This is a genomic window from Gemella sp. oral taxon 928 (assembly GCF_001553915.1).
Lineage (GTDB): Bacteria > Bacillota > Bacilli > Staphylococcales > Gemellaceae > Gemella > Gemella massiliensis.
Genome location: NZ_CP014233.1, coordinates 1,611,292 through 1,635,248, shown reverse-complemented (window position 1 = coordinate 1,635,248; position 23,957 = coordinate 1,611,292). Strand labels below are relative to the sequence as shown.

Annotated in this window: 25 protein-coding genes; 16 read left to right on the top strand and 9 right to left on the bottom strand. The window is 31.0% G+C overall.

Annotation, left to right across the window (positions count from 1 at the left end; all coding sequences use genetic code 11):
* Positions 1-17 precede the first annotated feature (17 nt).
* Complete coding sequence (locus tag AXE85_RS07585) at positions 18-650, bottom strand: YigZ family protein (protein WP_062174425.1); 633 nt, start codon at positions 648-650, stop codon at positions 18-20.
* A 254-nt stretch (positions 651-904) separates the two neighbouring features.
* Entirely contained in the window at positions 905-2,149 is a 1,245-nt protein-coding gene (locus AXE85_RS07580) for an LCP family protein (RefSeq protein ID WP_062174423.1), read from the bottom strand.
* 170 nt (positions 2,150-2,319) lie between these two features.
* Between AXE85_RS07580 and mutM the strand changes: the two genes are divergently transcribed.
* The 5 genes from mutM to AXE85_RS07555 all read left to right on the top strand — a co-directional run bounded on the left by mutM (position 2,320) and on the right by AXE85_RS07555 (position 5,959).
* The gene (gene mutM, locus AXE85_RS07575) at positions 2,320-3,180 is read left to right on the top strand and encodes a bifunctional DNA-formamidopyrimidine glycosylase/DNA-(apurinic or apyrimidinic site) lyase (protein WP_062174421.1); all 861 of its coding nucleotides are present in this window, start codon (positions 2,320-2,322) and stop codon (positions 3,178-3,180) included.
* A gap of 15 nt (positions 3,181-3,195) precedes the next feature.
* Positions 3,196-4,044: a YitT family protein gene (locus AXE85_RS07570; RefSeq protein WP_062174419.1), complete on the top strand. Its 849-nt coding sequence runs from the start codon at positions 3,196-3,198 to the stop codon at positions 4,042-4,044.
* Between the two features lie 199 nt (positions 4,045-4,243).
* A complete protein-coding gene (gene rnmV, locus AXE85_RS07565; RefSeq protein ID WP_062174417.1) occupies positions 4,244-4,789 on the top strand; it encodes a ribonuclease M5 in 546 nt (181 codons plus the stop codon).
* A gap of 4 nt (positions 4,790-4,793) precedes the next feature.
* On the top strand, positions 4,794-5,654 hold the full coding sequence (rsmA, locus tag AXE85_RS07560; protein ID WP_062174414.1) for a 16S rRNA (adenine(1518)-N(6)/adenine(1519)-N(6))-dimethyltransferase RsmA: 861 nt from the start codon (positions 4,794-4,796) through the stop codon (positions 5,652-5,654).
* Positions 5,655-5,671: 17 nt separating this feature from the next.
* A complete protein-coding gene (locus tag AXE85_RS07555; protein WP_021753522.1) occupies positions 5,672-5,959 on the top strand; it encodes a nucleotide pyrophosphohydrolase in 288 nt (95 codons plus the stop codon).
* Between the two features lie 114 nt (positions 5,960-6,073).
* On the opposite strand, the gene AXE85_RS08800 is transcribed toward AXE85_RS07555, so the two are convergent.
* From AXE85_RS08800 to AXE85_RS07540, 3 genes are all read right to left on the bottom strand, one after another.
* Positions 6,074-6,682: a transposase gene (locus tag AXE85_RS08800; protein ID WP_234971553.1), complete on the bottom strand. Its 609-nt coding sequence runs from the start codon at positions 6,680-6,682 to the stop codon at positions 6,074-6,076.
* Positions 6,651-7,364, bottom strand: coding sequence for an ISL3 family transposase (locus tag AXE85_RS08795; RefSeq protein ID WP_231723815.1), 714 nt, complete (start codon positions 7,362-7,364; stop codon positions 6,651-6,653). The genes AXE85_RS08800 and AXE85_RS08795 overlap by 32 nt, the downstream gene beginning before the upstream one ends.
* 273 nt (positions 7,365-7,637) lie before the next feature.
* Entirely contained in the window at positions 7,638-8,858 is a 1,221-nt protein-coding gene (locus AXE85_RS07540; RefSeq protein WP_062174411.1) for an MFS transporter, read from the bottom strand.
* A gap of 1,008 nt (positions 8,859-9,866) precedes the next feature.
* Here AXE85_RS07540 and AXE85_RS07535 point away from each other — a divergent pair.
* Genes AXE85_RS07535 through AXE85_RS07525 form a run of 5 tightly spaced genes read left to right on the top strand, consistent with a single transcriptional unit; the run spans position 9,867 to position 12,581 of the window.
* Positions 9,867-10,643 (top strand): ABC transporter substrate-binding protein, encoded by a 777-nt coding sequence (locus AXE85_RS07535; RefSeq protein ID WP_231723781.1) that lies wholly within the window; start codon positions 9,867-9,869, stop codon positions 10,641-10,643.
* The gene (locus AXE85_RS08715) at positions 10,609-10,875 is read left to right on the top strand and encodes an ABC transporter substrate binding protein (RefSeq protein ID WP_231723780.1); all 267 of its coding nucleotides are present in this window, start codon (positions 10,609-10,611) and stop codon (positions 10,873-10,875) included. The genes AXE85_RS07535 and AXE85_RS08715 overlap by 35 nt, the downstream gene beginning before the upstream one ends.
* Positions 10,876-10,934: 59 nt before the next feature.
* Positions 10,935-11,807, top strand: coding sequence for an ABC transporter permease (locus AXE85_RS07530; protein ID WP_062174409.1), 873 nt, complete (start codon positions 10,935-10,937; stop codon positions 11,805-11,807).
* A 1-nt stretch (position 11,808) separates the two neighbouring features.
* Positions 11,809-12,006, top strand: coding sequence for a hypothetical protein (locus AXE85_RS08710; protein ID WP_231723779.1), 198 nt, complete (start codon positions 11,809-11,811; stop codon positions 12,004-12,006).
* Positions 11,985-12,581 carry an ABC transporter ATP-binding protein gene (locus AXE85_RS07525; RefSeq protein WP_231723778.1) on the top strand — a complete coding sequence of 199 codons (597 nt, stop codon included), beginning with the start codon at positions 11,985-11,987 and terminating at the stop codon, positions 12,579-12,581. Before AXE85_RS08710 ends, AXE85_RS07525 begins: the two co-directional genes overlap by 22 nt.
* Positions 12,582-13,169: 588 nt before the next feature.
* On the opposite strand, the gene AXE85_RS07520 is transcribed toward AXE85_RS07525, so the two are convergent.
* Positions 13,170-14,546: an ISL3 family transposase gene (locus AXE85_RS07520; RefSeq protein ID WP_062173096.1), complete on the bottom strand. Its 1,377-nt coding sequence runs from the start codon at positions 14,544-14,546 to the stop codon at positions 13,170-13,172.
* A gap of 180 nt (positions 14,547-14,726) precedes the next feature.
* Between AXE85_RS07520 and prdC the strand changes: the two genes are divergently transcribed.
* The 5 genes from prdC (at position 14,727) to AXE85_RS07495 (ending at position 20,418) form a co-directional block, all read left to right on the top strand.
* Positions 14,727-16,022 (top strand): proline reductase-associated electron transfer protein PrdC, encoded by a 1,296-nt coding sequence (gene prdC, locus AXE85_RS07515; protein WP_062174407.1) that lies wholly within the window; start codon positions 14,727-14,729, stop codon positions 16,020-16,022.
* A gap of 95 nt (positions 16,023-16,117) precedes the next feature.
* Complete coding sequence (gene prdA, locus AXE85_RS07510) at positions 16,118-17,917, top strand: D-proline reductase (dithiol) proprotein PrdA (protein ID WP_062174405.1); 1,800 nt, start codon at positions 16,118-16,120, stop codon at positions 17,915-17,917.
* A gap of 13 nt (positions 17,918-17,930) precedes the next feature.
* Positions 17,931-18,368, top strand: coding sequence for a CBO2463/CBO2479 domain-containing protein (locus tag AXE85_RS07505; RefSeq protein ID WP_062174403.1), 438 nt, complete (start codon positions 17,931-17,933; stop codon positions 18,366-18,368).
* A 12-nt stretch (positions 18,369-18,380) separates the two neighbouring features.
* Entirely contained in the window at positions 18,381-19,106 is a 726-nt protein-coding gene (prdB, locus tag AXE85_RS07500; protein ID WP_062174401.1) for a D-proline reductase (dithiol) protein PrdB, read from the top strand.
* Positions 19,107-19,173: 67 nt separating this feature from the next.
* Entirely contained in the window at positions 19,174-20,418 is a 1,245-nt protein-coding gene (locus AXE85_RS07495; protein WP_062174399.1) for a glycine/sarcosine/betaine reductase component B subunit, read from the top strand.
* A 263-nt stretch (positions 20,419-20,681) separates the two neighbouring features.
* Here the strand turns inward: AXE85_RS07495 and AXE85_RS07490 are convergent, their stop codons facing one another.
* The 3 genes from AXE85_RS07490 to AXE85_RS07480 all read right to left on the bottom strand — a co-directional run bounded on the left by AXE85_RS07490 (position 20,682) and on the right by AXE85_RS07480 (position 22,977).
* Positions 20,682-21,836 (bottom strand): DUF819 family protein, encoded by a 1,155-nt coding sequence (locus tag AXE85_RS07490; protein ID WP_062174397.1) that lies wholly within the window; start codon positions 21,834-21,836, stop codon positions 20,682-20,684.
* 272 nt (positions 21,837-22,108) lie between these two features.
* Positions 22,109-22,636, bottom strand: a complete 528-nt coding sequence (locus tag AXE85_RS07485; RefSeq protein WP_062174395.1) for a hypothetical protein — start codon at positions 22,634-22,636, stop codon at positions 22,109-22,111.
* A 20-nt stretch (positions 22,637-22,656) separates the two neighbouring features.
* On the bottom strand, positions 22,657-22,977 hold the full coding sequence (locus AXE85_RS07480) for a hypothetical protein (protein ID WP_062174393.1): 321 nt from the start codon (positions 22,975-22,977) through the stop codon (positions 22,657-22,659).
* A gap of 195 nt (positions 22,978-23,172) precedes the next feature.
* Between AXE85_RS07480 and upp the strand changes: the two genes are divergently transcribed.
* Positions 23,173-23,802 (top strand): uracil phosphoribosyltransferase, encoded by a 630-nt coding sequence (upp, locus tag AXE85_RS07475; protein WP_062174391.1) that lies wholly within the window; start codon positions 23,173-23,175, stop codon positions 23,800-23,802.
* The last annotated feature ends 155 nt before the right edge of the window (positions 23,803-23,957 follow it).

Here is a 23,957-nt window from a genome sequence, read left to right as displayed (position 1 = left end):
TTTGTGTTGGAATATACTTATATTTCAAATTCCAGTTGTTTTTCATTTGAAGACAGTATTTTATACTTGCCATTGGTAATATCAGCAATCCAATTATTAAAATTTTCAATATCTTCCTGTATAACATATATTGTATAAATGATTTTATCAGTGTAATCTAAATGATTTACGATAAAATTAGTTTTTTGAATTTCATATTCTATTTTTCCATTAAGATTATAATCCAACTCTATTTTTATTTCAAAAGCATTTTTTCTTTCGACGAGAGTTGAATTTTTTAAAGCGTTGATAACACCACCACTATAGGCACGTACAAGACCGCCGGTTCCTAATTTTGTACCACCGTAATATCTAATAACAACAGCACAGACATTTTTAATATTATTTTTCACTAAAATATCAAGCATTGGAGTTCCGGCAGTACCGCTGGGTTCACCATCATCATTTGCACGTGTTATTTCGTTATTATCACCAATAACATAACAAGAGCAAACATGAGTTGCATTATAGTGTTTTTTTCTCATTTTTTGAATAAATGGTTTAGCATCTTCTTCGTTATTAATTCGTACTAAATGTGTTATAAAAGTAGATTTTTTTTCGATAAATTCATCATAAGAATTTTCCTTAATTGTAATAAATTGTTTTGACATAGGTTCTCCGATAAATAAGTTTTTTAGTATTAAATCAAGTTTTGTAATCATTATCTTACAATGTTTGAAAAAAGTCAATATTATAGAGTAGCAAAATAGGAGTAGATCTAAGATATTGATTTCAAGAAATCAGTTTTATAGATCCACTCCTGAAAAACTATACCGTTTGTGTGTTTGTAAATGATACAGTTTTATATGAGTAGTTAGCATTTTAAAAGTTTATCTTTAAGATTAGATAAAACTTATTTTTGTTGTTAATTATTTTTATCGATAGTCGGACGATTTTCGTTACTGATAGTAGGATCATTTTTCAAATCCGCTTCCGATAGTCTATCAGGAAGATTAACCAATAAATCTTCAGGTGCTAAAGAAGTAAGACTTATAGGTTGGTATCTTGAAGCGGGAAGTAGATTTTTTGTTCTATATTCCTTGCGTCCGATAGCAATTCTACCTTGGTAGTAGATATTAAGCAAATCTGTAGCATTAGGTAATGATAAATCCAAGTTATTTCTTAATGCCGAAGAAGCGTATAATAGAGAACTTGGTTTTGGATAATAGTAATAAACACCATTATACATTACATCATAGCCGGATATTCTGTGTGATACTATTTCAATATCATCGTTAATGAACATTTTAATTGCTGAAGATATTTGTGTAGTTTCCAAGTTGTGTTCAACATTATTACCGGCAATATTAATTACTTCGTTAATTTTTGTTAAAGCATTTAAACTTTTAGCTTTATCAATTAATGCGTGGATAGCTTGTAGTTGTCGTTGACCACGTTCGATATCACTATCATAGTAACGACTGCGTACAAAAGCGAGTGCTTGCGCGCCACTTAGCGTATGCCAACCTTTTTTAAGTTTTATAGTATTTGCCTCTCCATTAGCGTTTTGTTCATCCATATCAAACGGAACGTATAAATCAATTCCGCCAAAAGCATCAACGGTTTGCTCGAATGCTTTAAAGTTTATTAATACATAAAAGTTAATAGGTGTATTAAGTAAATTTTCTACTGCATTAACTGTACCTTGAACGCCGTTGTACGCATGAGCATGAGTTATTTTATCAAAGAAAAAAGCATTTTCCGTATTATTATCTTTCTTATCTCGCATTAAAGTAAGAGAATCCCTAGGGATACTAACCATATCCATACGTTTTTTATCTTTATTTACAGTAGCTAAAATCATAGAATCGGTTCTACTATCCTCTCTTGTTTGCCCTTGAGCTGCACGAGAGTCATTTTCATCAATTCCTAAAAATAATACCGAGAATTTTTTAAAATTTGGATCCACAGAAGAAAGGTAATCGGCTTTTTTATACCCCTTATTAGCGGAAGAATGGAAGTTAAACAGTGTATATCCTGCAAAAGCAATCGTTCCAAATAATAATAAACCTATAACAGAAAGTATTATTCTTTTTAAACCGAATTTATTTTTTTTCTTATTTTCATAGCGACGTCTAGTTCTATCTCGTCTTGACATATTTTCAGTCATTCTAAATTATCCCCTTTAAAAAACATTTAACTTTTTTATTATACTATATAATTATCTATTTATCTACAAAAAAGAGATAATTGCTCCAAATAATAAGTAGAAATCTTTTGATATTATTGTTCTAATGTTTTAAAATAGATGTATTGAAATAAAAAATTAAGGAGTTTCTTATGCCGGAATTACCAGAAGTTGAAAATATAAAATTTGGTTTAGAAAACAAATTAAAAGAAAAGAAAATTATTGAAGTAACTTTTTCCGAAGTTGTACAAAATGGTCATTCTACCGGTAAGCAAACAATAGTAAAGCAAGATTTATTGGAATTTAGAAAAAATATTGTAAAAAAAACTATTTATAACGTTGTACGCCGAGGGAAATATTTATATTTTATTTTAGATAAAGGGTATCTTATTATCCATTTCGGAATGACGGGAGCTTTTTTTGTAGTAAAGGACGTAAGGGAAATAGATAATAAGAATTATTATAAACATCGACATGTTATTTTTAATCTAAATACCGGAGAAAAGTTGGTGTTTAGTGATATTCGTCGTTTTGGAGAGTTAAGGTATATAGATGATATTACAACATTTAAACCTTTTAACAATCTAGCGCCGGAACCGTTTGATTTAGGAACTGAACAATATTTTATATCTAAATTGAATGAGAAAAAATATAAAGAACAATCGATAAAAGCACTGCTTCTTGACGGGAATGTTTTTTGCGGTTGTGGTAATATTTATGATTGTGAAGTGCTATATAGAAGAAAAATTCATCCGTTAACTACAGCTGATAAACTTAGTTTATCAGATAAGAAAGGATTATTTAGAGAATTAGTTAATATTTTAGCGTTTGCGATTAAAGAAGGTGGCTCAACAATTTCTGATTATGTTCATACTGACGGTGGAGAAGGAAATATGCAAAATTTTCATCAAATATATGGTAAAAAGAATTGTCCTATAGGTCATAATGTTGAGAAGATAGAAATAAAAGGTAGAGCGAGTTATTTTTGTCCGATTTGTCAGAAAAGAAAATAAGAAGGAGATTGGATATTGGAGAATGCAATAGATTTTATAAAAAAGTACATTAGTGTAATAGTAGGTTCGGTTATATTTGCAGCAGGCTTGGAATTTTTCTTAATACCGAATAATATTCTTGATGGTGGTGTTATAGGTATTTCGATTATTTTTAGACATTATTTACCTTTACCGCTCGGAGTGTTTATTTTCATTTTAAATATTCCGTTTTTATATTTGGGATATAAGCAGATTGGTAGAGGTTTTGCAATTGCATCTATATTTGGGATTACGGTTTTATCCGTTGCGACATCGGTGTTTCACCCATATAAACCGTTGGTAACGGATCCGTTTTTAGCATGTATCTTCGGTGGTATTATACTCGGTATAGGAGTTGGACTTGTCATTAGGAATGGCGGGACACTTGACGGTAGTGAAATGTTTTCGATATATGCAACGAAAAAACTGCCTATTTCCGTAGGGGAAATGGTACTTGGTATTAATATAGTTATCTTTATTATATCTGGGTTTGTCTTTACATGGGAAGCGGCACTATATTCAATGATTAGTTATTTTATCGCTTCGAAAGTAATGGATATTGTTATAGAAGGGCTTAATGACTCTAAATCTGTTATGATTATTTCCGCTAATTATCAAACCATCAGTCAAGAAATTCAAGATAGATTAGGGCGAGGGGTAACATTACTTCATGGGGAAGGTGGTTACTCAGGTCATGAAACAAAAATTGTTTTTTGTGTTATTACTCGAATAGAAGAGTCTAAACTTAAAAAAATTGTTTTCAAAAATGATAAAAATGCTTTTCTATCAATAGGAACGGTAAGTGAAGTAAGCGGTGGAAACTTCAAGAAAAAAGATATACATTAATACTAATAAAACCGAAAATTTAGAGGAATTTTGTTGATGTTAAGTTATAAGTATGTAGTTATTTTTTAGAAGAATAAAATTTTAAAATCATGATTAATCTTAAAAATTAATCATGATTTTTTGTTTAATAATGATTACTTAGGACAAAAAAGAGTAACTATGGTATAATAAGATATAAATTTTACTAAGGATAATAATAATGAAAATTAAAGAGATAATAGTAGTTGAGGGTCGTGATGATACCAATCGGGTAAAAGAAGCGGTTGATTGTGATACGTTTGAAACAAACGGCTCGGCACTTACAAAAAAAAAGATTGAGCGTTTAATATATTTAGAAAAAACACGAGGTATTATTGTTTTAACGGATCCGGATTATGCAGGTAAACGCATAAGAAGTATTATTACAAATAATATTCCAACAGCAAAGCACGCTTATATATCAAACAAAAGAGCGGTTGATAGCAAGGGGAAAATCGGTATTGAAGCTGCAAAAAAAGAAGATATTGTAGCGGCGTTGAAAAAACTATATACACCGTTAACCGAACCGATAAATGAAATTACAAATGAATTATTGATTGAATTAGGTCTGGTTGGGGGAATGACATCAAAAATACTGCGTGAACAATTATGTGAATGTTTAAATATTGAATACACAAACGCTAAGCAATTATTAAATAAATTAAATATGTATGGAATAGAAAAAGAACGATTAATAGAAGAAATGAACAGAATAAATAAAGGATAAAAAGATGATAGGTACACCTAAAAAAACATTTGAAATATTAAAAAAACATGGTTTTACTTTTAAAAAAAGTTTAGGGCAGAACTTTTTGGTGGATGCTAATATATTAAATCGTATAGTAGACGGTGCGGGGATAGATAGTAATGTTGGTGTCATTGAGATAGGTCCCGGTATCGGTTCATTAACGGAAGCATTAGCTAAAAAAGCTAAAAAAGTAATTTCGTTTGAAATTGACGCTCGTTTATTGCCAATTCTATCGGAAACGTTGGCTATGTATTCTAATGTTGAAATTATTAATAACGACATATTAAAAGTAGATGTTGATTCAATTATTACTGAAAAAATGGCAAATTGTAAACAGATCATGGTTGTAGCAAATTTACCATACTATATTACTACGCCGATTTTGACACACTTAATAGAAAATACAACTAAAATTGATGGATATGTTGTGATGATGCAACGTGAAGTTGCTAACAGATTAAGTGCCGAAGTAGGAACAAAAGATTATAATTCTTTAACAATTTTATTGAATTACTATACTGATGTAGAATATTTATTTACAGTGCCTAAGAAAGTTTTTGTGCCGGCACCGAATGTTGAAAGTGCCGTTGTAAAAATTATGACGAAAGAGAAAAATGAGTTTGAAATAGAGGATGATTTTTTTAAATTTGTTAGATCTTGTTTTGTTCAACGTCGTAAAACGTTATTGAATAATTTAATATCAGGTTACGGTAAAGACAAAAAATTAGAATTTCAAATCAGTTGTAGTAATATAAATATAGATAGCACAAGACGTAGCGAAACATTAACACTAAAAGAGTTTTATGAGTTGTATACAGAGTTGAAAAATAAAAAATTAATATAAATTAAGGGAGAATTGGCATGGAAGAATTAAAAGACATTATTACATTATTTAGAAAAAAACGTGGCTGGAATGATTACAACAGTGAGGCAAATTTTGCAAAAAGTATTTCAATAGAGGCGGCGGAATTATTAGAACATTTTCAATGGGATGAAAAAAATTTTGATAAAAAGGAAGTTCAGGACGAACTTGCCGATGTCCTTATATATTCATTAGCGATGTGTTATCATATGAAAGTGGAGCCGAAAGAAATAATCAAGGAAAAACTTATTGATGTGGCAAGACGTTATCCGGAGAAAAATTGCTAAAGTTATTAACTAAGGGTAATATTTAGAATGTAATTTTAATATTTATTAACCTTAAAAATAAAAAAACTGGCTCTGTGTCAAATACGGGGCATGAGAAAAAATAAGGATAAAATGCTAAGCAATGCAGTGTTGCTTGGCATTTTTCAAAACGCCCTTAAAAGAAATATTATTTTTATACTCAGAAACAAATAACCTAGAAACAACTAAAATGCGTAATCTAAAGTTATAAAAGCTATTATAACCATAAGAAACTCTCTTTAAAACCTTTATCTTATTATTAATACCCTCCAAAGAACCATTAGAGATAGAATACCTAACACTATTAAGCATATACTCTTTATGTTTTCTCATAGTATTAATAGCCTTACTAACACCATCAGATAAACCGATAGTAGATTTTTCAATTAATTCTTTAAACTCCAACTCATTTCTATACCTTATCGCATATCTAATATCCTGAACTCTCTCATAGCTAGCCTTAAATATACAATCTAATCCTAATAAATAATCTAAAATATCACGTCTAGTAACTAAACTCCTAAAACTCCTATTAAAGAAAAACCTACCATGAGTAACATTACTTTCATCTTCTAATATTAACTTCCAATTATTTTTTAAAAGAGTATAATTAATACCTTTTTGTTTTTTGTAAATATTCATTAGCTTAACTCTAGTTCTATTAAGTTCTCTATTAACATTTTGAATAAAGTTCTCTATTAACATTTTGAATAATATGAAACCTATCTATAACAATTTCAGCATTAGGAAACTTATTTCTAATCAACTTCATATAAGGAGTATAAATATCAATACAAATAGCCTTAACATTACTTCTAGCCTCTTTAGAAAATCTGGAAAAATAATTATTTAAAATATACTCAGTTCTACCATCAACTATATCAATAATCTCATGAGTTAAAGCATCTAAAAAAATAAAACTCATACCATTTTTACTATCTTTAGTAAACTTTAACTCATCAAAGCATAAATACTCAGGTAAGGTATTATAGTTAAGAATGTCTACATGGGATTTACATTTATAAAGAGTTCTTATAACAGTATTAACCGATACATTATTCATTTTGGCTATTTGTTTAAAAGATAAAGTATCAGCTAAATCACTCATTATAGAAAACTTAACATTTTTAGAAATACTACAGTATTTATCTACAAAAGAAGTAGTAGCTACAAATTTTTTATTACAAGTTTTACACTTGAAACGTTGCTTTCTTAGTTCCAAATAAGCAGGGATACCTGATATTTTTAATAGATTAATTCTAGTAAGTTCATTAAAGCCGTTTTTAACTACAGTATAACCTTTATTAAGACAACCACAGCATTCACACTTCTTGGGTTTATATGTTAAGGTACCTTTGAATACAAAGTACTTTTGATTATTTTTTATAGTTTCGTTATGTGTTTTCTCAATAGTTATATTTTTATCTTTTATTTGTAGTAGGTTTTTAATGAATTCTCCCTCTTTTATTTCTTTTGTTTTTGTGTTAAAATTATTGATGACAGATATCCTTTCATAGTTTATTTTTTTGCACTTTAATTATATTGGATATTTGTCTTTTTGTATATTAAAAAACAATACGAGGTATGGATTTTTCCCATGCCCCGTATTTATTATACAACCAAAAAACTCAGCCGATTAAGTTCGACTGAGTTTTCTTAGTTATCTACTTGTTTTAGTTTGTAGAACTTTTATATCTTTTGATTTGTAAAATAAAGCATATAATACTGTTACAAAGATAGTTAAGACGGCACATAAAATATAGATACCTCTATAAGAAAGTAAGCTGTGTACAGTACCTAGTGCGTACGGTCCGAATCCAAGACCGAGGTCAAGACCGATAAAGTAAGTAGAAAGGGCAATACCTACCTTAGTTGAATCAACCAATTTTAGACAAACGGCTTGACCATTTGACATAAATGTACCATATCCAAGTCCGATTAAAGCACCGGATAATAATAACATAAAACTACCATTTGTAAAACTTAGCATAATTAAACCAAGTGCAAGGAAAACAAAGCTGGGATACATTACGGCATTTTCTCCACGTGCATCAAAAATTCTTCCGGCAAAAGGACGAGTAGCTGTAATAATAAGTGCATAGACAACAAAGAAAAATGCACCTGCTGTACTTAGATGTAAATTATCTGCATAAATTGATAAGAAACCAAGTACACTGGAATACGCAAGTCCGATTAAAAATGCTACTAACGAGATAAATAATACTTTGTACTCAATAAATGTATTTAATGACCAACTATTAAGTAAAGATTTTTGCTCAGCAGACAGTTCAATATTTTGAACCGGAAAAAGAAAACAGAAAGCGGCAACGATTACTGATAATGCAATAGCTAATATAATAATTGCATTAAAACCAAGCATTGGTAACAGCAACATGCCTATAAATGGTCCTACAGCGGCAGCTAAACTGGTGCTAAGTCCATAGTAGTTAATACCTTCGCCGTTACGTGATTTTGGGATATATGCGGTAACAATAGCATTAGCGGCGGTAGAAATAGTACCGTAAGCAAACCCGTTTAAAAATCTAACGGTATCAAGTATGATAATATTATATGAAATAAGATAAGCAGCTGTTGTTATTAAGTAAATCAATGCACCGAAGCGCAAAATTTGTTTTCGACCGGCAATTTCCAATTTTTTACCCATATAAAGACGAGCGATAAGAGTACCTATAATATAAATACCGGCAGCGAAGCCTGCTTCAGCAGCACTGGAGTGAAGTTCGCCGGTAGCAAATTTAGCAGTAATAACCACAAAGCAATAGTAAATTAAAAATACAATAAAATTAATTGAAGTTATTGTGATAAAGCCTTTATTAAATAATTTTTCATTTTGAATAGTGTCACTAGAATGAGTGTCCATTAAAATCTCTCCTTGTAAAAAGTAATCTCTAATTTTTTCTTATATTAACTATAATACTCCTATGAAAATTAATTTTCAATAGGGAATTTTTTCATGAAATGATAAATATTCAATTTTCATCGTACAATAAAGGGAATAAGTTTAATATGTAAAAAACCCCTGAATATAACATTTTTTAATGAGTTTTATAAATAGAGAGATTTTTATTTGCTTAAAACAAAATAATGAAAACGAATTATTTCTAAAGTTTTCAAAAACTCTGTTAAAAGATGAAAACGAAATATTAAACGAAAATATATAACTTAAAATGCTCTTAATATATTTTTAATAATTTTTTAAAATAAGGATAGCTGATTATAATATTGTTTGATTCGGCATTCGGTAAAAGTTACAACGAAATAAAGAGTGTTGAAAGAAACGTTTTGGAAAAGCAGTTAAGTTAATTGCCCAAATAATTAATAAAATATTTAAAAGATGAGATTTTAATAAGAAAAAGTGTGATAAGAATATTAATGCTTATGGTGATTGTATTATTGTTATCGGCTGTATTAATTATACTTTATTAAAATTTGAAAGTAGTTTAAATATTAGTGATTTATAGAAGTAATTGTCAGATATTTTTAAAAAGTTTTAAAAAAGATATTGACAATTTTTAAAGTGTTTGTTAAAATAATGGCAAAGATAGAAAGAAGGAGAAAGAAATAAATGAGACTGTATCAAGTTGACGTATTACAACTGAATATTCGTTGGCAAAGCCACTAGATATGGAGTCGATCTTGTTTCTTAATCAAAAAGCATAGATACGACTCTCAACTGAGAAGTGAGTATCTATGTGGATTATTTGTGATACATGAACAAAGACCACATAGGAATATATCCGGGTGGTCTTTTATTATACTTTTGTTCATAGTAAGACTGTCGGGATAATGCCGGTGGTCTTTTTTTCGCATAGATACGCTTCGAAAATATATTAAAAATATTATTAACAAATTTAAAGGAGATATCAAAATGAAAATTAATAAAATTTTTGTAGCGTTCGCAGTATTATTAGCATGCGTATTAGGTTATGGGGTTTATACGCATAATAAGGGTGATGAAACTTCTAAGCAACAGGAAAACAAAGAGGTTAAGGTTGGTGTACTTCAGCTGCTAAGTCATCCGGCTTTAGATCAGATTTATAAAGGCTTGGAGGATGGACTTGCAAAAGAAGGATATATTGTCGGGAAAAATTTGAAAATTGATCTACAAAATGCTCAAGGGGATCAAAGTAATTTGGCGAGTATGGGGCAAAAATTAGTAAGTGATAACAATGATATTTTAGTCGGTATTACTACACCTGCAACCCTGTCATTATCAAATTCAACAAAAGAAAAAACTATTATTATGGCAGGTATTACATATCCGGTAGAGGCGGGATTGATTCAGGCAGAAGATAAACCGGGCAATAATATTACCGGAGTTAGTGACAGAACACCGATTAAACAGCAACTTGAAGTCATGAAAAAAGTTCTACCTAATATGAAAAGAGTCGGTATTCTTTATACAGCGAGTGAAGATAATGCGGTAAAACAAGCTCAGGAGGCGGAAAAATTGGCTAAAGAATTGGGGCTTGAAACAAAAACGGCAACGGTAGCAAATACAAATGATATACAACAAGTAACGGAAAATTTGGCATCACAAACAGATGCAATCTTTGTTCCGATTGATAATACAATAGCAAGTGCAATGGCAACAGTGGTGAAAGTAACGGATGCTAAAAAAAATTCCGGTCTTTCCGTCAGCTGATACTATGGTAGCGGACGGTGGAGTATTGGGACTTGGAGTTGATCAATATAAAATTGGGCTTGAAACTGCTAAAGTAGTTGCCAAAGTCTTGAAAGGTGAAGATACAAAAACAATGCCAATAGTGTTGGCAAATAAAGGAGTTATTTACTTAAATGAAGCAAAAGCTAAACAGTTAGGTATTGAAATTCCAAAAGATATTAAAGATAAAGCAAAAATAGTTGATAAAAAATAATGTATTACAACTAATGTGTATGTTGTTTGTGTAATATTGATAGTAGAGGTAAATTATATATGGATTTAATTATATCGGCAATAGCACAAGGTATGCTATGGGGGTTATTGTCATTAGGTTTATTTATCAGTTTTAGGGTATTAAATATTGCGGATATGACGACAGAAGGTGCATATCCGTTAGGTGCGGGTGTGTGTGTTATTTGTATTCATAACGGAATAAATCCTATTGTCGCAACATTAATAGCGATGTTTGCGGGAATGGTTGCTGGGATTATTACCGGTTTTCTTATTACGATATGCAAAATTCCCAGTTTGTTGGCAGGAATTTTAACTATGACAGCACTTCTTTCTGTAAATCTTCGTATTATGGGAAGACCTAATTTAAGTTTGTTAAATAAAGATACAATTTTCAGTAAATTATCACAGTTGGGTTTACCGACACATTATGATACTGTGTTAGTCGGTTGTTTGTTGTCAATATTAATTATCTTAGCGATGTCATTATTTTTTTCAACAGAATTAGGGCAAGCACTCATTGCTATCGGTGATAACAAAAAAATGGCAACTGCGTTGGGTATTTCAACAAAAAATATGACAATTTTAGGTTTAATGCTCGCTAATGGGATTATATCGTTAGCCGGTGCGATCTTAGCACAAAATAACGGGTATTCAGATGTTAATAGTGGCATTGGAGTGATTGTTGTAGCTTTGGCAGCTATTATTATTGGCGAAGTTATTTTTAAAGATGTAAGTTTTACACAACGTTTAGCCTGTATTATTTTTGGTGCTATTATCTACCGTTTGTTATTGGTTGGTGTTCTTAACCTAAATATTATTGCGGCAAATGATTTTAAATTAATCTCAGCGTTGGTGATTACATTATTCTTAACGTTATCGCAATTAAAGGTAAATAAAAGAGGCGGAAAGTAAAATGTCAAACATCGAAATAAAAAATATTAATAAAACATTTTTCCCTAATACCAATAGAGCACAACACGCTTTAATTGATGTTAATTTAACAATAAATAATGGAGACTTTATTACTATTTTGGGAGAAACGGAGCCGGAAAATCAACGTTTCTTAATGCTATTGCAGGTTCGTTTTTATTGGATAGCGGTGAAATTTTAGTGGACGGGAAAGATATTAGTAAAATTGTTGAATATAAACGTGCGGAGTTCATAAGTAGAGTTTTCCAAAATCCTTTAGATGGGACAGCGCCACGTATGACAGTTGCTCAAAACATGGCATTGGCACTTCGACGTGGTAAAATAAGGGGATTGAAAAAATCAATAACAAAAGAAGATAGGGTATTATTTAAACAGTTATTAAAAACTTTGGAGTTAGGACTGGAGGATAGGCTTGATAGTGAAATGGGACTTTTATCCGGAGGGCAAAGGCAGGCTATTGCACTGCTGATGGCTACGGTAAAGACGCCAAAATTATTACTTCTTGATGAGCATACTGCAGCACTTGATCCTAAAACTCAGAAAAAAATAATGGAATTAACACGAAAAAAAGTCGAAGAAAAAAAATTAACGGCATTGATGATAACGCACAATATTCAAGATGCGGTAAAATATGGAAATCGTATTATTATTTTACATCGTGGACGTTTAATTAAGGATATATGTAATGAAAAAAAAGAAAAGTTAGATTCGAAAGCAATTTTTGAGTTGTTATATAATTTAGAAGATACGGAATAATAAGAGAACCAGCTTAAAAATATTTTTAGGCTGGTTTTTATATTTGATTAGTAAAAATAATTGCAATGATAATAACTATCATCAGTTATTGTAAGTATATTATTTTTATTTTTATTTCCATAATATTAAAAATATATGGGTTGCAATATATAAAATACGAAGATTAGTTTTTAAATTTAATATTAACAACCAAAGAAGCTAAAGTAATTAAATAATAGAGTTTACTAATTATTAAATTATACTTTTTGTTTCAATTAATAAAAAAATATTTAAAACAGTAGAAAGAGAAAAGTTATTATAATTTATTAACAAAAAAATTATATTCAAGCATATAAAATGCTATAAATAGGAGTTTTCAAATGATAATATATATCATTTTCAAAATTAAAATAAATAAAAATATAATTTATAAAAATGAAAATAAAAAAATAGATAAACTGCACAATAAATTAAATAATAAAAAATAGCTGTATAACAAAAATGATAAAAAAATAACATTTCGCTATTTTTTTAAGAATATAAAATGTTGCGTTACTAAAAGAGGCTCTGTGTCAAATACGGGGCATGAGAAAAAATAAGGATAAAATGCTAAGCAATGCAGTGTTGCTTGGCATTTTTCAAAACGCCCTTAAAAGAAATATTATTTTTATACTCAGAAACAAATAACCTAGAAACAACTAAAATGCGTAATCTAAAGTTATAAAAGCTATTATAACCATAAGAAACTCTCTTTAAAACCTTTATCTTATTATTAATACCCTCCAAAGAACCATTAGAAATAGAATACCTAACACTATTAAGCATATACCCTTTATGTTTTCTCATAGTATTAATAGCCTTACTAACACCATCAGATAAATCGATAGTAGATTTTTCAATTAATTCTTTAAACTCCAACTCATTTCTATACCTTATTGCATATCTAATATCCTGAACTCTCTCATAGCTAGCCTTAAATATACAATCTAATCCTAATAAATAATCTAAAATATCACGTCTAGTAACTAAACTCCTAAAACTCCTATTAAAGAAAAACCTACCATGAGTAACATTACTTTCATCTTCTAATATTAACTTCCAATTATTTTTTAAAAGAGTATAATTAATACCTTTTTGTTTTTTGTAAATATTCATTAGCTTAACTCTAGTTCTATTAAGTTCTCTATTAACATTTTGAATAATATGAAACCTATCTATAACAATTTCAGCATTAGGAAACTTATTTCTAATCAACTTCATATAAGGAGTATAAATATCAATACAAATAGCCTTAACATTACTTCTAGCCTCTTTAGAAAATCTGGAAAAATAATTATTTAAAATATACTCAGTTCTACCATCAACTATATCAATAATCTCATGAGTTAAAGCATCTAAAAAAATAAAACTCATACCATTTTTACTATCTTTAGTAAACTTTAACTCATCAAAGCATAAATACTCAGGTAAGGTATTATAGTTAAGAATGTCTACATGGGATTTACATTTATAAAGAGTTCTTATAACAGTATTAACCGATACATTATTCATTTTGGCTATTTGTTTAAAAGATAAAGTATCAGCTAAATCACTCATTATAGAAAACTTAACATTTTTAGAAATACTACAGTATTTATCTACAAAAGAAGTAGTAGCTACAAATTTTTTATTACAAGTTTTACACTTGAAACGTTGCTTTCTTAGTTCCAAATAAGCAGGGATACCTGATATTTTTAATAGATTAATTCTAGTAAGTTCATTAAAGCCGTTTTTAACTACAGTATAACCTTTATTAAGACAACCACAGCATTCACACTTCTTGGGTTTATATGTTAAGGTACCTTTGAATACAAAGTACTTTTGATTATTTTTTATAGTTTCGTTATGTGTTTTCTCAATAGTTATATTTTTATCTTTTATTTGTAGTAGGTTTTTAATGAATTCTCCCTCTTTTATTTCTTTTGTTTTTGTGTTAAAATTATTCATGACAGATATCCTTTCATAGTTTATTTTTTTTTGCACTTTAATTATATTGGATATTTGTCTTTTTGTATATTAAAAAACAATACGGGGTATGGATTTTTTTTCATGCCCCGTATTTATTATACAACCCTAAAAGAACAGCTGTATAATAACAGTGAGAATTATAGAAGGGAGATTTAGAAAATGGAATATATTTTTCCGCTTAAGCAACATGTAGGCGCCCCGTCTGAAGTAATAGTAGAGAAAAACTCTACTGTAGCAAGAGGTGAAATGATAGCAAAAAAACCGGATGCCGCATTGGGTAGTAATATATTTTCAAGTGTCAGTGGAATAGTAACTGATGTAACAGAAGAAAAAATAGTCATTGAAGAAAAAGATACAGATTTCTCTACATACAAACCGTTAACCTCTACTACACCTGAAGATTTAATAGCAGAATCGGGTCTGGTAGGATTAGGCGGCGCAGGGTTTCCGACTGCCGTGAAACTTGGAATACGTTTTGAAAATGGAACCGGAACAGTAATTGTTAATGCAGCAGAATGTGAACCGATATTATCACATAATATCGCACGTATAGAAGATAAGCCGGAAAATCTTCTTAAAGGATTGCGTATCGTAATGAATATAGTTAATGCTAAAAAAGGAATTATAGCGTTAAAAGGTATTCATTCGGAAGCTGTGCAAATATTAAAATCAGCTGTTCAAGATGATGATATTACCATTTTTGAATTGGAAAATATTTATCCGATGGGAGAAGAGCGTGCTATTATTAGAGAAAGTTTAGGAGTGTTGTTAAAACCGGATAAATTACCGTCAGAAGCAGATGCTGTAGTAATTAATGTAGAAACGGTGTTGAAAGTAAGAGAGATAGTAGAAGAGAAAAAACCGTTGATTGATAAAGATTTAACAGTAGCAGGTAAACTGACGGATGCCGGTAGTATCCATGTGTTATTCGATGTTCCTTTAGGGTCATCGGTCGGCTCACTATTTGATAAATGTGGAGGTTTAGATAAAGAGTATGGTGAGTTGATTATGGGAGGACCTTTTACAGGGAAAAGAACATATGTTGAAGCGCCGATTGTAAAAACTACAGGTGGTTTAATTGCCGCAGAAAAATTCTTACCAAGTCCTGAAAAAATAGGAGTATTGGTTTGTGCGTGCGGTGCAAATGAAGAAAGACTTCGTGAACAAGCAGCTAGTATGAATAGTGAAGTAGTAGGTGTGGAGTTCTGTAAAAATGCTATGTTGATGAAAAATGGAACCAGAAAATGTTTAAATCCGGGAATTTGTCCGGGACAAGTACAAAAGGTAATGTCACTAAAAAAAGCAGGTGCGCAGGCTGTTTTAATCAGCAACTGTACAGACTGTACGAATACTGTAATGTCTTGTGCTCCACAATTAAAATTGCCGGTTTACCATTGTACTGACGGTGCATTAAGATCCGTTAACTATAAACTGATAAGAAAATTTAAAAACTAATACGAGAGGAGAAGATATGAATATGGAATTTCGCTGACATATTTAAAATTATAAAGTAATATACATAAAAATAATACATATTGGGAGGTAAAACAATGTCTATTACAGTAGAAACATTAGAAAAACACTTAAAAGATCCAGCGATTTTTTGTTGTAGAAGAGAGAAAGGTCAAGTGATCGGAGCTGCCGATTTAGAAGATCCGGGTCTATTCGAAGACATGATTGATGCGGGATTGCTAACATTAAGTCCTGACGGGCTTACTATAGAAGAAGTGTTAGGAAGTACATTATTGGAAGATGTAGAAGCTTTAACACCGATAAAAAAAGAGTACTTGGATAAAGTAAACGAAGTACAAAAAGATATTACAGAAGAAAAACAAGGAAACGTGGTTGAAGAAGTAAAAGATGCTAAATCATCGGTTTATACACAAACAACTCACGGAGGGAATGGAATGATTCATATAGAAATTGGTAAAGCCGAAAAATTTGAAGGATTGAAATTAGATGTTCCTGTAGTAGTGGGTGCCGGAAATGCTCCGGAAGTGGCAGAAGCACCTGAAAAAGAAGAAAAATCAGGTGAGAAAAAAGTAATCCGCACATTAACTAAAAAACATATCAAAATAACAGATGTAAAATTAGGAGACAAAACTTCTATCAAAGATGGTGTTATTACAATTGATAAAAAATTAGCAAAAGCTGCACTTGGTGAAGATGAATTATGTAAAAAATTAGAGTTAGATGTTATCTATCCTGATAAACGTCACATCTACACTGAAACAATTATGGACGTGTGTCCTATTGCAACAAAAGTAGAAGGAAAACTTGGTGAAGGTGTAACTAAAGTATTAGATGGTGTAGTATTCATGCTAACCGGTGTTGATGAAGACGGAGTTCAAGTGCATGAATTCGGTTCTTCAGAAGGATTCTTAGATGAAAAAATGTTCTATGGACATCCGGGCTGTGCAGATGAAAACGACATTATTATTCGTTGTCATGCAACAATCGAACGATTATCAGGTATGACAAGACCGGGACCTTTTGCAGCACATAAATGTCAAGACTTTATTGTACAAGCAATTCGTGAAGAATTAAAACATTATGACGGTGAAGTAGTAAGAGAAGAAATATGTGAAGATGTAAGAAGAAGCGGTAACCCACGTGTTGTATTGGTTAAAGAAATTATGGGACAAGGTGCTATGCACGATAATGTTATTTGTCCGACAGAACCATGTGGTATCATTGGAGGTCAAAAAAATGTTGACTGCGGTAACGTGCCGATTATTTTAACACCGAACCAAGTACGTGACGGTTCTATTCACGCTTTAACTTGTATCGGACCTGCAACAAAAGAAATGACTCGTCACTACATTCGTGAACCGCTTGTAGAAGGTTTAGCAGAAGATGCAGAACTTGATTTAATCGGGGTTATCTGTGTTGGTTCACCACAAGTAAATGATGAAAAATTATGGGTATCTGAACGTTTAGGATCTTTATTTGAATCATTAGACTTAGACGGTGTAGTTATCACAACAGAAGGATTTGGTAACAACCATATAGACTTTATCGAACATATCGGTCAAGCAGGGGTAAGAGATATTCCGGTAGTAGGGGTTTCATTCTGTGCTTATCAAGGTCAGTTAGTAGTGGGTAACAAATATGCTACTGCTATGGTAGAAGAAAATATCGATAAAGGCGGATTTGAAAATGATATAGCCGGATGTTCTTGTGTAACACCGTCAGTAGCAGCACGTGCAATTCAAATGTTGAAAAACAAAATGGCAGGCGTAGAAGTAAAACCGGCAGAGAAAAAATGGAATAATGACGTTATTAATGCTAATAACAAACTTTTAGGTCTTCCGGAAACAGTATTAGTAGACAGTAAAACATATCACTAATTTAGGAGTAATAATGGATTATATTATAAATCCGGTAATGATGGGCGGCATAATTAAGGAAGTAAAAGATGATAAAGTAAAAATTCATCTTCACGGTCGTTTAGGCGTGATTACTGTACCGACAAAACTAATTAAGACAGATAATATTTTAGAGATGGGACATGTATTAGAATTTTACTTTAGTTATATTCAAGTAATGGAAGACCCTTATGAATATGATAGTTCAGATATACTTTATGAGGAAATGCAACCATGTTTACTGGGAGGAAAAATTACTCAAGTAAATGATACTGCCATAGAAGTAGCAATAATGGACGGATTGGGTACTATAGCTGTACCAAGACGTTGGGCGTTTACAACTGTGGTGTTAGAAGAAAATCAAGATGTAGAATTTTATCTTAGTCACATGAGAGTGATAGGAAAAAAGGAAATTACATTAGCTAGAGCTTAAGGAGAAAATACAATGAAATTAACAACAAAACCAGGGATGCAATCAGAAATTTTCGTGCCTATTACACCTAAAGCAATATTTACAGAACTAAAAAAACCGTTAAGCGAATGTAAAGTTGCATTTATTACAGCAGGTGGAATACATATCAAATCACAAGAACCGTTTAATACATCAGGGGACTTTACATATCGTACAATTCCGTTTGATACACCATCTAGTGAATTAATGGTAACACATGGTGGTTTTGATAACTCTGATATTAATAAAGATCCAAACGCAATGTTACCGATTGATAGATTACATGAATTGGTAGCAGAAGGATTTATCGGATCATTATCAAAAGAAACATATACATTTATGGGTGGAGGCGGTAACGTCGAAAAATTCACCAATGAAACAGGACCGGAAATTGCTAGAAAATTAAAAGAACAAGGTGTAGATATTGTATTATGTACAGGTGGATGTGGTACATGTCACCGTTCAGCAACTATCGTAACACGTTGCTGTGAAGAACAAGGAATGAGTTGCTGTGTAATTGCTGCACTACCACCAATTGCTCGTCAACAAGGGGCACCACGTATTACTGCACCTCACGTACCAATCGGTTCAAATGCAGGGGAACCTAATAATATCCCTATGCAAACAGCAATTGTTAAAGAATCATTAGAATGGGTAAGAGATTGTCCAAGTTTTAATGAAACAAAAATATTACCTTATGAATACCGTCATAACGTGTAATATTGAATGTATATAGAAATGAAGAAGGGGGGTATCCTCCTTCTTTGTTTGGAAAGGAGTTGTAGCTATGGGGTTAGGACCGAGTATAAAAATGACAACGCTTCATCACTATCGATGCCCACTTGTAGAGGTGGCGACAAAAGATAATGATATTGAAATAGTTGGAATTATAGTAAGCGGTGTTTCTGAAAGTTATGATGACAAGGTTTATTCAGCTAAGAGAGTAGGTGATATAGCTAAGGCCTTGCAGGTAGACGGTGCTTTAGTAGCTATCGACGGTTGGGGAAATCACCATATTGATTTTGTTAATATAATTGAAAGTCTCGGGAAAAACGATATTTCAAGTATAGGTCTTAGTTTTATCGGTTTGCAGGGACGATTGGTATGTACAAATCAATATATAGATTGTATCATAGACATAAATAAGGGAACAACAGGCTATGAATCATGTATGGTAGGCGAGAATAACTTGACGGATTATGACGCTAAAAAAGCAGTGGCAATTTTGAAAAATAAGTTAAGTAAACAACAACGATTGAATAATATAAACAGCAATAAAGAGTTAAGAGTAGGGAAGTTAACCAAAAAAGTGTTTACTATTAACGAAGTAACGTTCGGTGAAAAAACGGAGCTGATTGATAATAAGCTAATTATCAGAAAAAATATAGCTAGGACATTTATCTCATTTGATAAGAGAATTAAACAAATAAAAGTAAACATTATAAAACCGCATGAACATAATATTTTTGTCAATTCTAACTTAGATTGCATGCCAATAGCGTGTAAATATTCCGGAGAATTAGGAGAAGGTGTAACGCATGAATTAGCTGGTGTTACAGTTATGGTAACCGGAGTAAAAATAGGAACGGGTTATCAACCGGCGAATATCGGATCATCAGAAGGTGTATTAAAGGATAGAGTATATTTCGATAGAGCAGGGACACCCGGTACATCTGATTATATAATTCATATTGATTTCTCGTTTTTTGACGGAGAAGGTCGAACAGCGGATGGAGTTATCGGTGCACATCGACTGGCGGATTTAATTGTTCAAGAAATTCGTGGTGTATTGGTAAAAGTAGATAATATTCCATATAAAAAGTATGAGTATTATGATGTAAGAAAACCTGATAAAGCTAAAGTGGTTATTGTGAAAATAGTATCCGGTTTGGGAAATATGTATGATACGGTATTATTTCCTTTAGAACCGGGTGGAATACTTGGGGGACGTAATATAAGAGATAGTAGAAATCTGCCTTATGTAATAAGTGTAAATCAATGTCGTGATGGTGTTATTCATTCCTTGTTGTAAAATTATAAAATAATTAAATATTTTTTGAAGAAATAAGTTAGAAAGCAATGATGTAAATTAGAATAAAATATATAGTAGTTTTTGATAAAGGTTTAATAAAAACACTTAATATTTAATTTTAAATAAGTGTTCTACTTGCTTATTTTTAAAAATTATAGTTAGATATGAAGTTTAGATTATTTGATTAAGAAAAATTTATAAGAAAGAGGATTATTGTTTAATTTGATTTAATTACCAAGTTAAATAATAATCCTTTTTTACGTTTAACCTAAATACTGTCCGATTAATATACCTATGTATGTTCCGATAATATAACCAAGGGTGCCGACCAACATTGCCGGAGCAACGAGTGAATTCCAACCTTTTGAAATAGCCATAGCGGCAGCTGTTGTAGGGCCACCTATATTGGCATTTGAGGCGATAATAGCCTCTTCAATAGAAAAACGAAATAATTTAGCCGCTCCAAAGGTTACAAGCATATTAACAATTATCATTATTGCACAAAATAGAAGTAATAATGGTGATTTTTCAACAATTGCTTGAATTGAAGCAGGAATTCCAATGACAACAAAGAAAATATAAATGAGAAAAGTTCCTATTTCATTAGCACCTTTAAATGATGTGAAGTATTTAGGAAAAAGTGATGCTAATAGTACGGTCAGCGTTGTTACTAATAGATATTTGTTAGAAATAAATGCTATCAGAGGCGATTTGCCTAGGGAAGCGAGGTAAGTAGATAAGCTAAAGCTAATAGCTACTATAATAACCGCAGTGGCAAAAGTAAATGCAATATCTCTAACTGCTACAGTCGTTTTGCTGCTATCGCTACTGTGTTGCTGTATATTCGTTTTATTATCGAATGTTGTGATAAAAAATTTTCTAAATATTGGAAGAGTAGGTATAACTATAAGTATGAAAAAGTACAACACCATTAGCAAATTATCACTAACCGTTGCAGCGGAAATCAAATCAGCGGGTACTTCAAAAGCACTCGCAACAGCAACAAAGTTAACTCCTCCACCAATATACGAACCGGTCATCACCCCGGCAATATGATTAAGTGCCGGTACGAGATTATGTAAAGCAAGATAACCGGAAACTGCACCTAATATTGTTCCAAGTGAGCTGATAAGAAAAATAATAACCATTCGTCCGCTTTCACGCCAAATTTTTCTTAAATCACATTGGAAGAGTAACATCGCCACTGCAAGCGGAACAACGTATGTCCAGATTGTATCATATACTGGAGATTCAAGCGGAATAACATGTAGGTTACTTAACGTTGCGGCAATAATAAGACCGATAATCGCCCCGCTAATTTTAGAGGCCCAACGATATTTTTCTTCTAAATAGATACTTAACGTTGCGATAGCTATAATAATTGCCCATAATGCCCATGTGTTTTCTGAATTTATCATGATATGTACACCCTTTCATTAAATAATTAATATTATTATACAATAAAATATTAAATAAAACTATTATAAAAAACTGCTTAAATAATGAGTTTCTTGTAGATATTCATATTATTGTTAAAAATTATTTAAAAGTTTGTAGGAATTATCTGAAAAAATATTTTATAGTTATATGGATTTTAATGTAATTGTTAAGGTTAGTATATGTAATCAATTATAAAAGTTCCCCATATATCCGATAAAAAGTTTTATAGATAATTATGGGGATATAGTTATTAACGGCGTCTATTATAATAAATATAGTAGACGGCAAATAATACTACAATACAGTACAATGTAAAGTTTGGATTATTAAGATAAAATAACATTGCACGATTGGATGAACGCATTAAAACACCTTGAATAATAGACGGTGCAAATAAAATTGCCAGTATATAGACGCTTTTTACACGTTGAGCTACCAGAAGAAGTACAACTAATAAACCAACTAATAAAAAAATTGCTAGATATTTATTGATTATAATATTAAACATTGCAGGGAACGTGAAAGGATTATAATAGACAATAAGTGCCAGTGTCATAATTATAATTGTAATAATGGTATTTTTAGTACGTTCATCTAGTTTTGATTTATTAGTGTATAAAAATATATAACTCAGATAAAAGCCGCCATAAACCAATAAAGCGACGGCAAATGCTTCGGCAATATTGAGAATAGCAAACGGGTTGACTAAGATAGGTCCAAGATAAAACAGCATATAAATGCCTGTAGATATTAGTAAATTTCGTTTTAATGTAGTCATAAAAATCTCCTGAAAATTAATTATTTTAACAAACCGGAAAGTCCATAAGCAAGAAAAGAAAAAATAATAATTATAATTATTAAAACAACGGCACTGGTGTTAAAAGTATATAATAGAGGAACTGCCAAGACTGAAGTAATAATTGGAATTAAAATATTTCTTTCTAAAAAGAACGAAATCATAAGATTAATCGCAAATGATGCAAAGGTAAAAAATAATATCAGTATAAGTCCCATTTTTGATAAGTTATTTTCTTTGGAAAAATGTAAAAATAAAAATGGAACAACATAGTAAAAAATACTCGTAATTAAAAAAGTAAGTAAAACATTTTTAGTTTTCATGACATCTCCTAGGTTTAAATATAAATATATACCTCTCTAATTTTAATAGTTTAATGTAAATAAGTCTAGTAATTTATGTTGAATAGTAGGAAAATATTTTTTGATAACGGTTGAAAATATTTCAGATTTAACTTGTTAAAAAAGTTTAATTAGAGTAAAATAAATATAACAATACTAAAAAGGAGAATTGAAATTATGTCAAAAGTTCATGTATTTGATCATCCATTAATCCAACATAAACTATCTTTTATCAGGGATAAGAGAACGGGTTCAAAAGACTTTAGACAACTTACTAACGAAGTAGGGTCTTTAATGGCTTATGAGATAACTCGTGATCTGCCGTTGGAAGAAGTAGAAGTTGAAACACCGATTCAAGTTACTACTTGTAAACGACTTTCCGGTAAAAAGATAGTTTTTGTTCCTATTTTGAGAGCAGGTTTAGGGATGGTAGACGGTTTAATGAATTTAATACCATCGGCAAGAGTAGGGCATGTCGGGTTATATCGTGACCCTGAAACTCTTCAACCACATGAGTATTTTGTAAAAATACCAAGCAAACCGGAAGAACGTTTATTTATTGTCGTTGATCCGATGTTAGCAACCGGTGGATCGGCCATAGCAGCCATAAATTCATTAAAACAACGTGGAGTAAGTGATATTAAATTTATGTGTTTAATAGCAGCTCCGGAAGGAGTAGAGGCATTACGTTTAGCGCATCCTGATGTGGATATTTTTATAGCAGGTTTAGATGAAAAATTAAATGATCATGGTTACATCGTACCCGGATTAGGCGATGCGGGGGATAGAATTTTCGGAACTAAATAATGAAAAAGTGATTTTTTCATAAAATTTTGTAAAATTTTAGAAATGGCTGGTAAATATTTTAAAATGGTATTATAATATTCAATAGGTATTTCTTGAATTTATCATACAACAGATTTAGAAATATAAGATACATAAGAAAAGAGGTGAGAGAAATA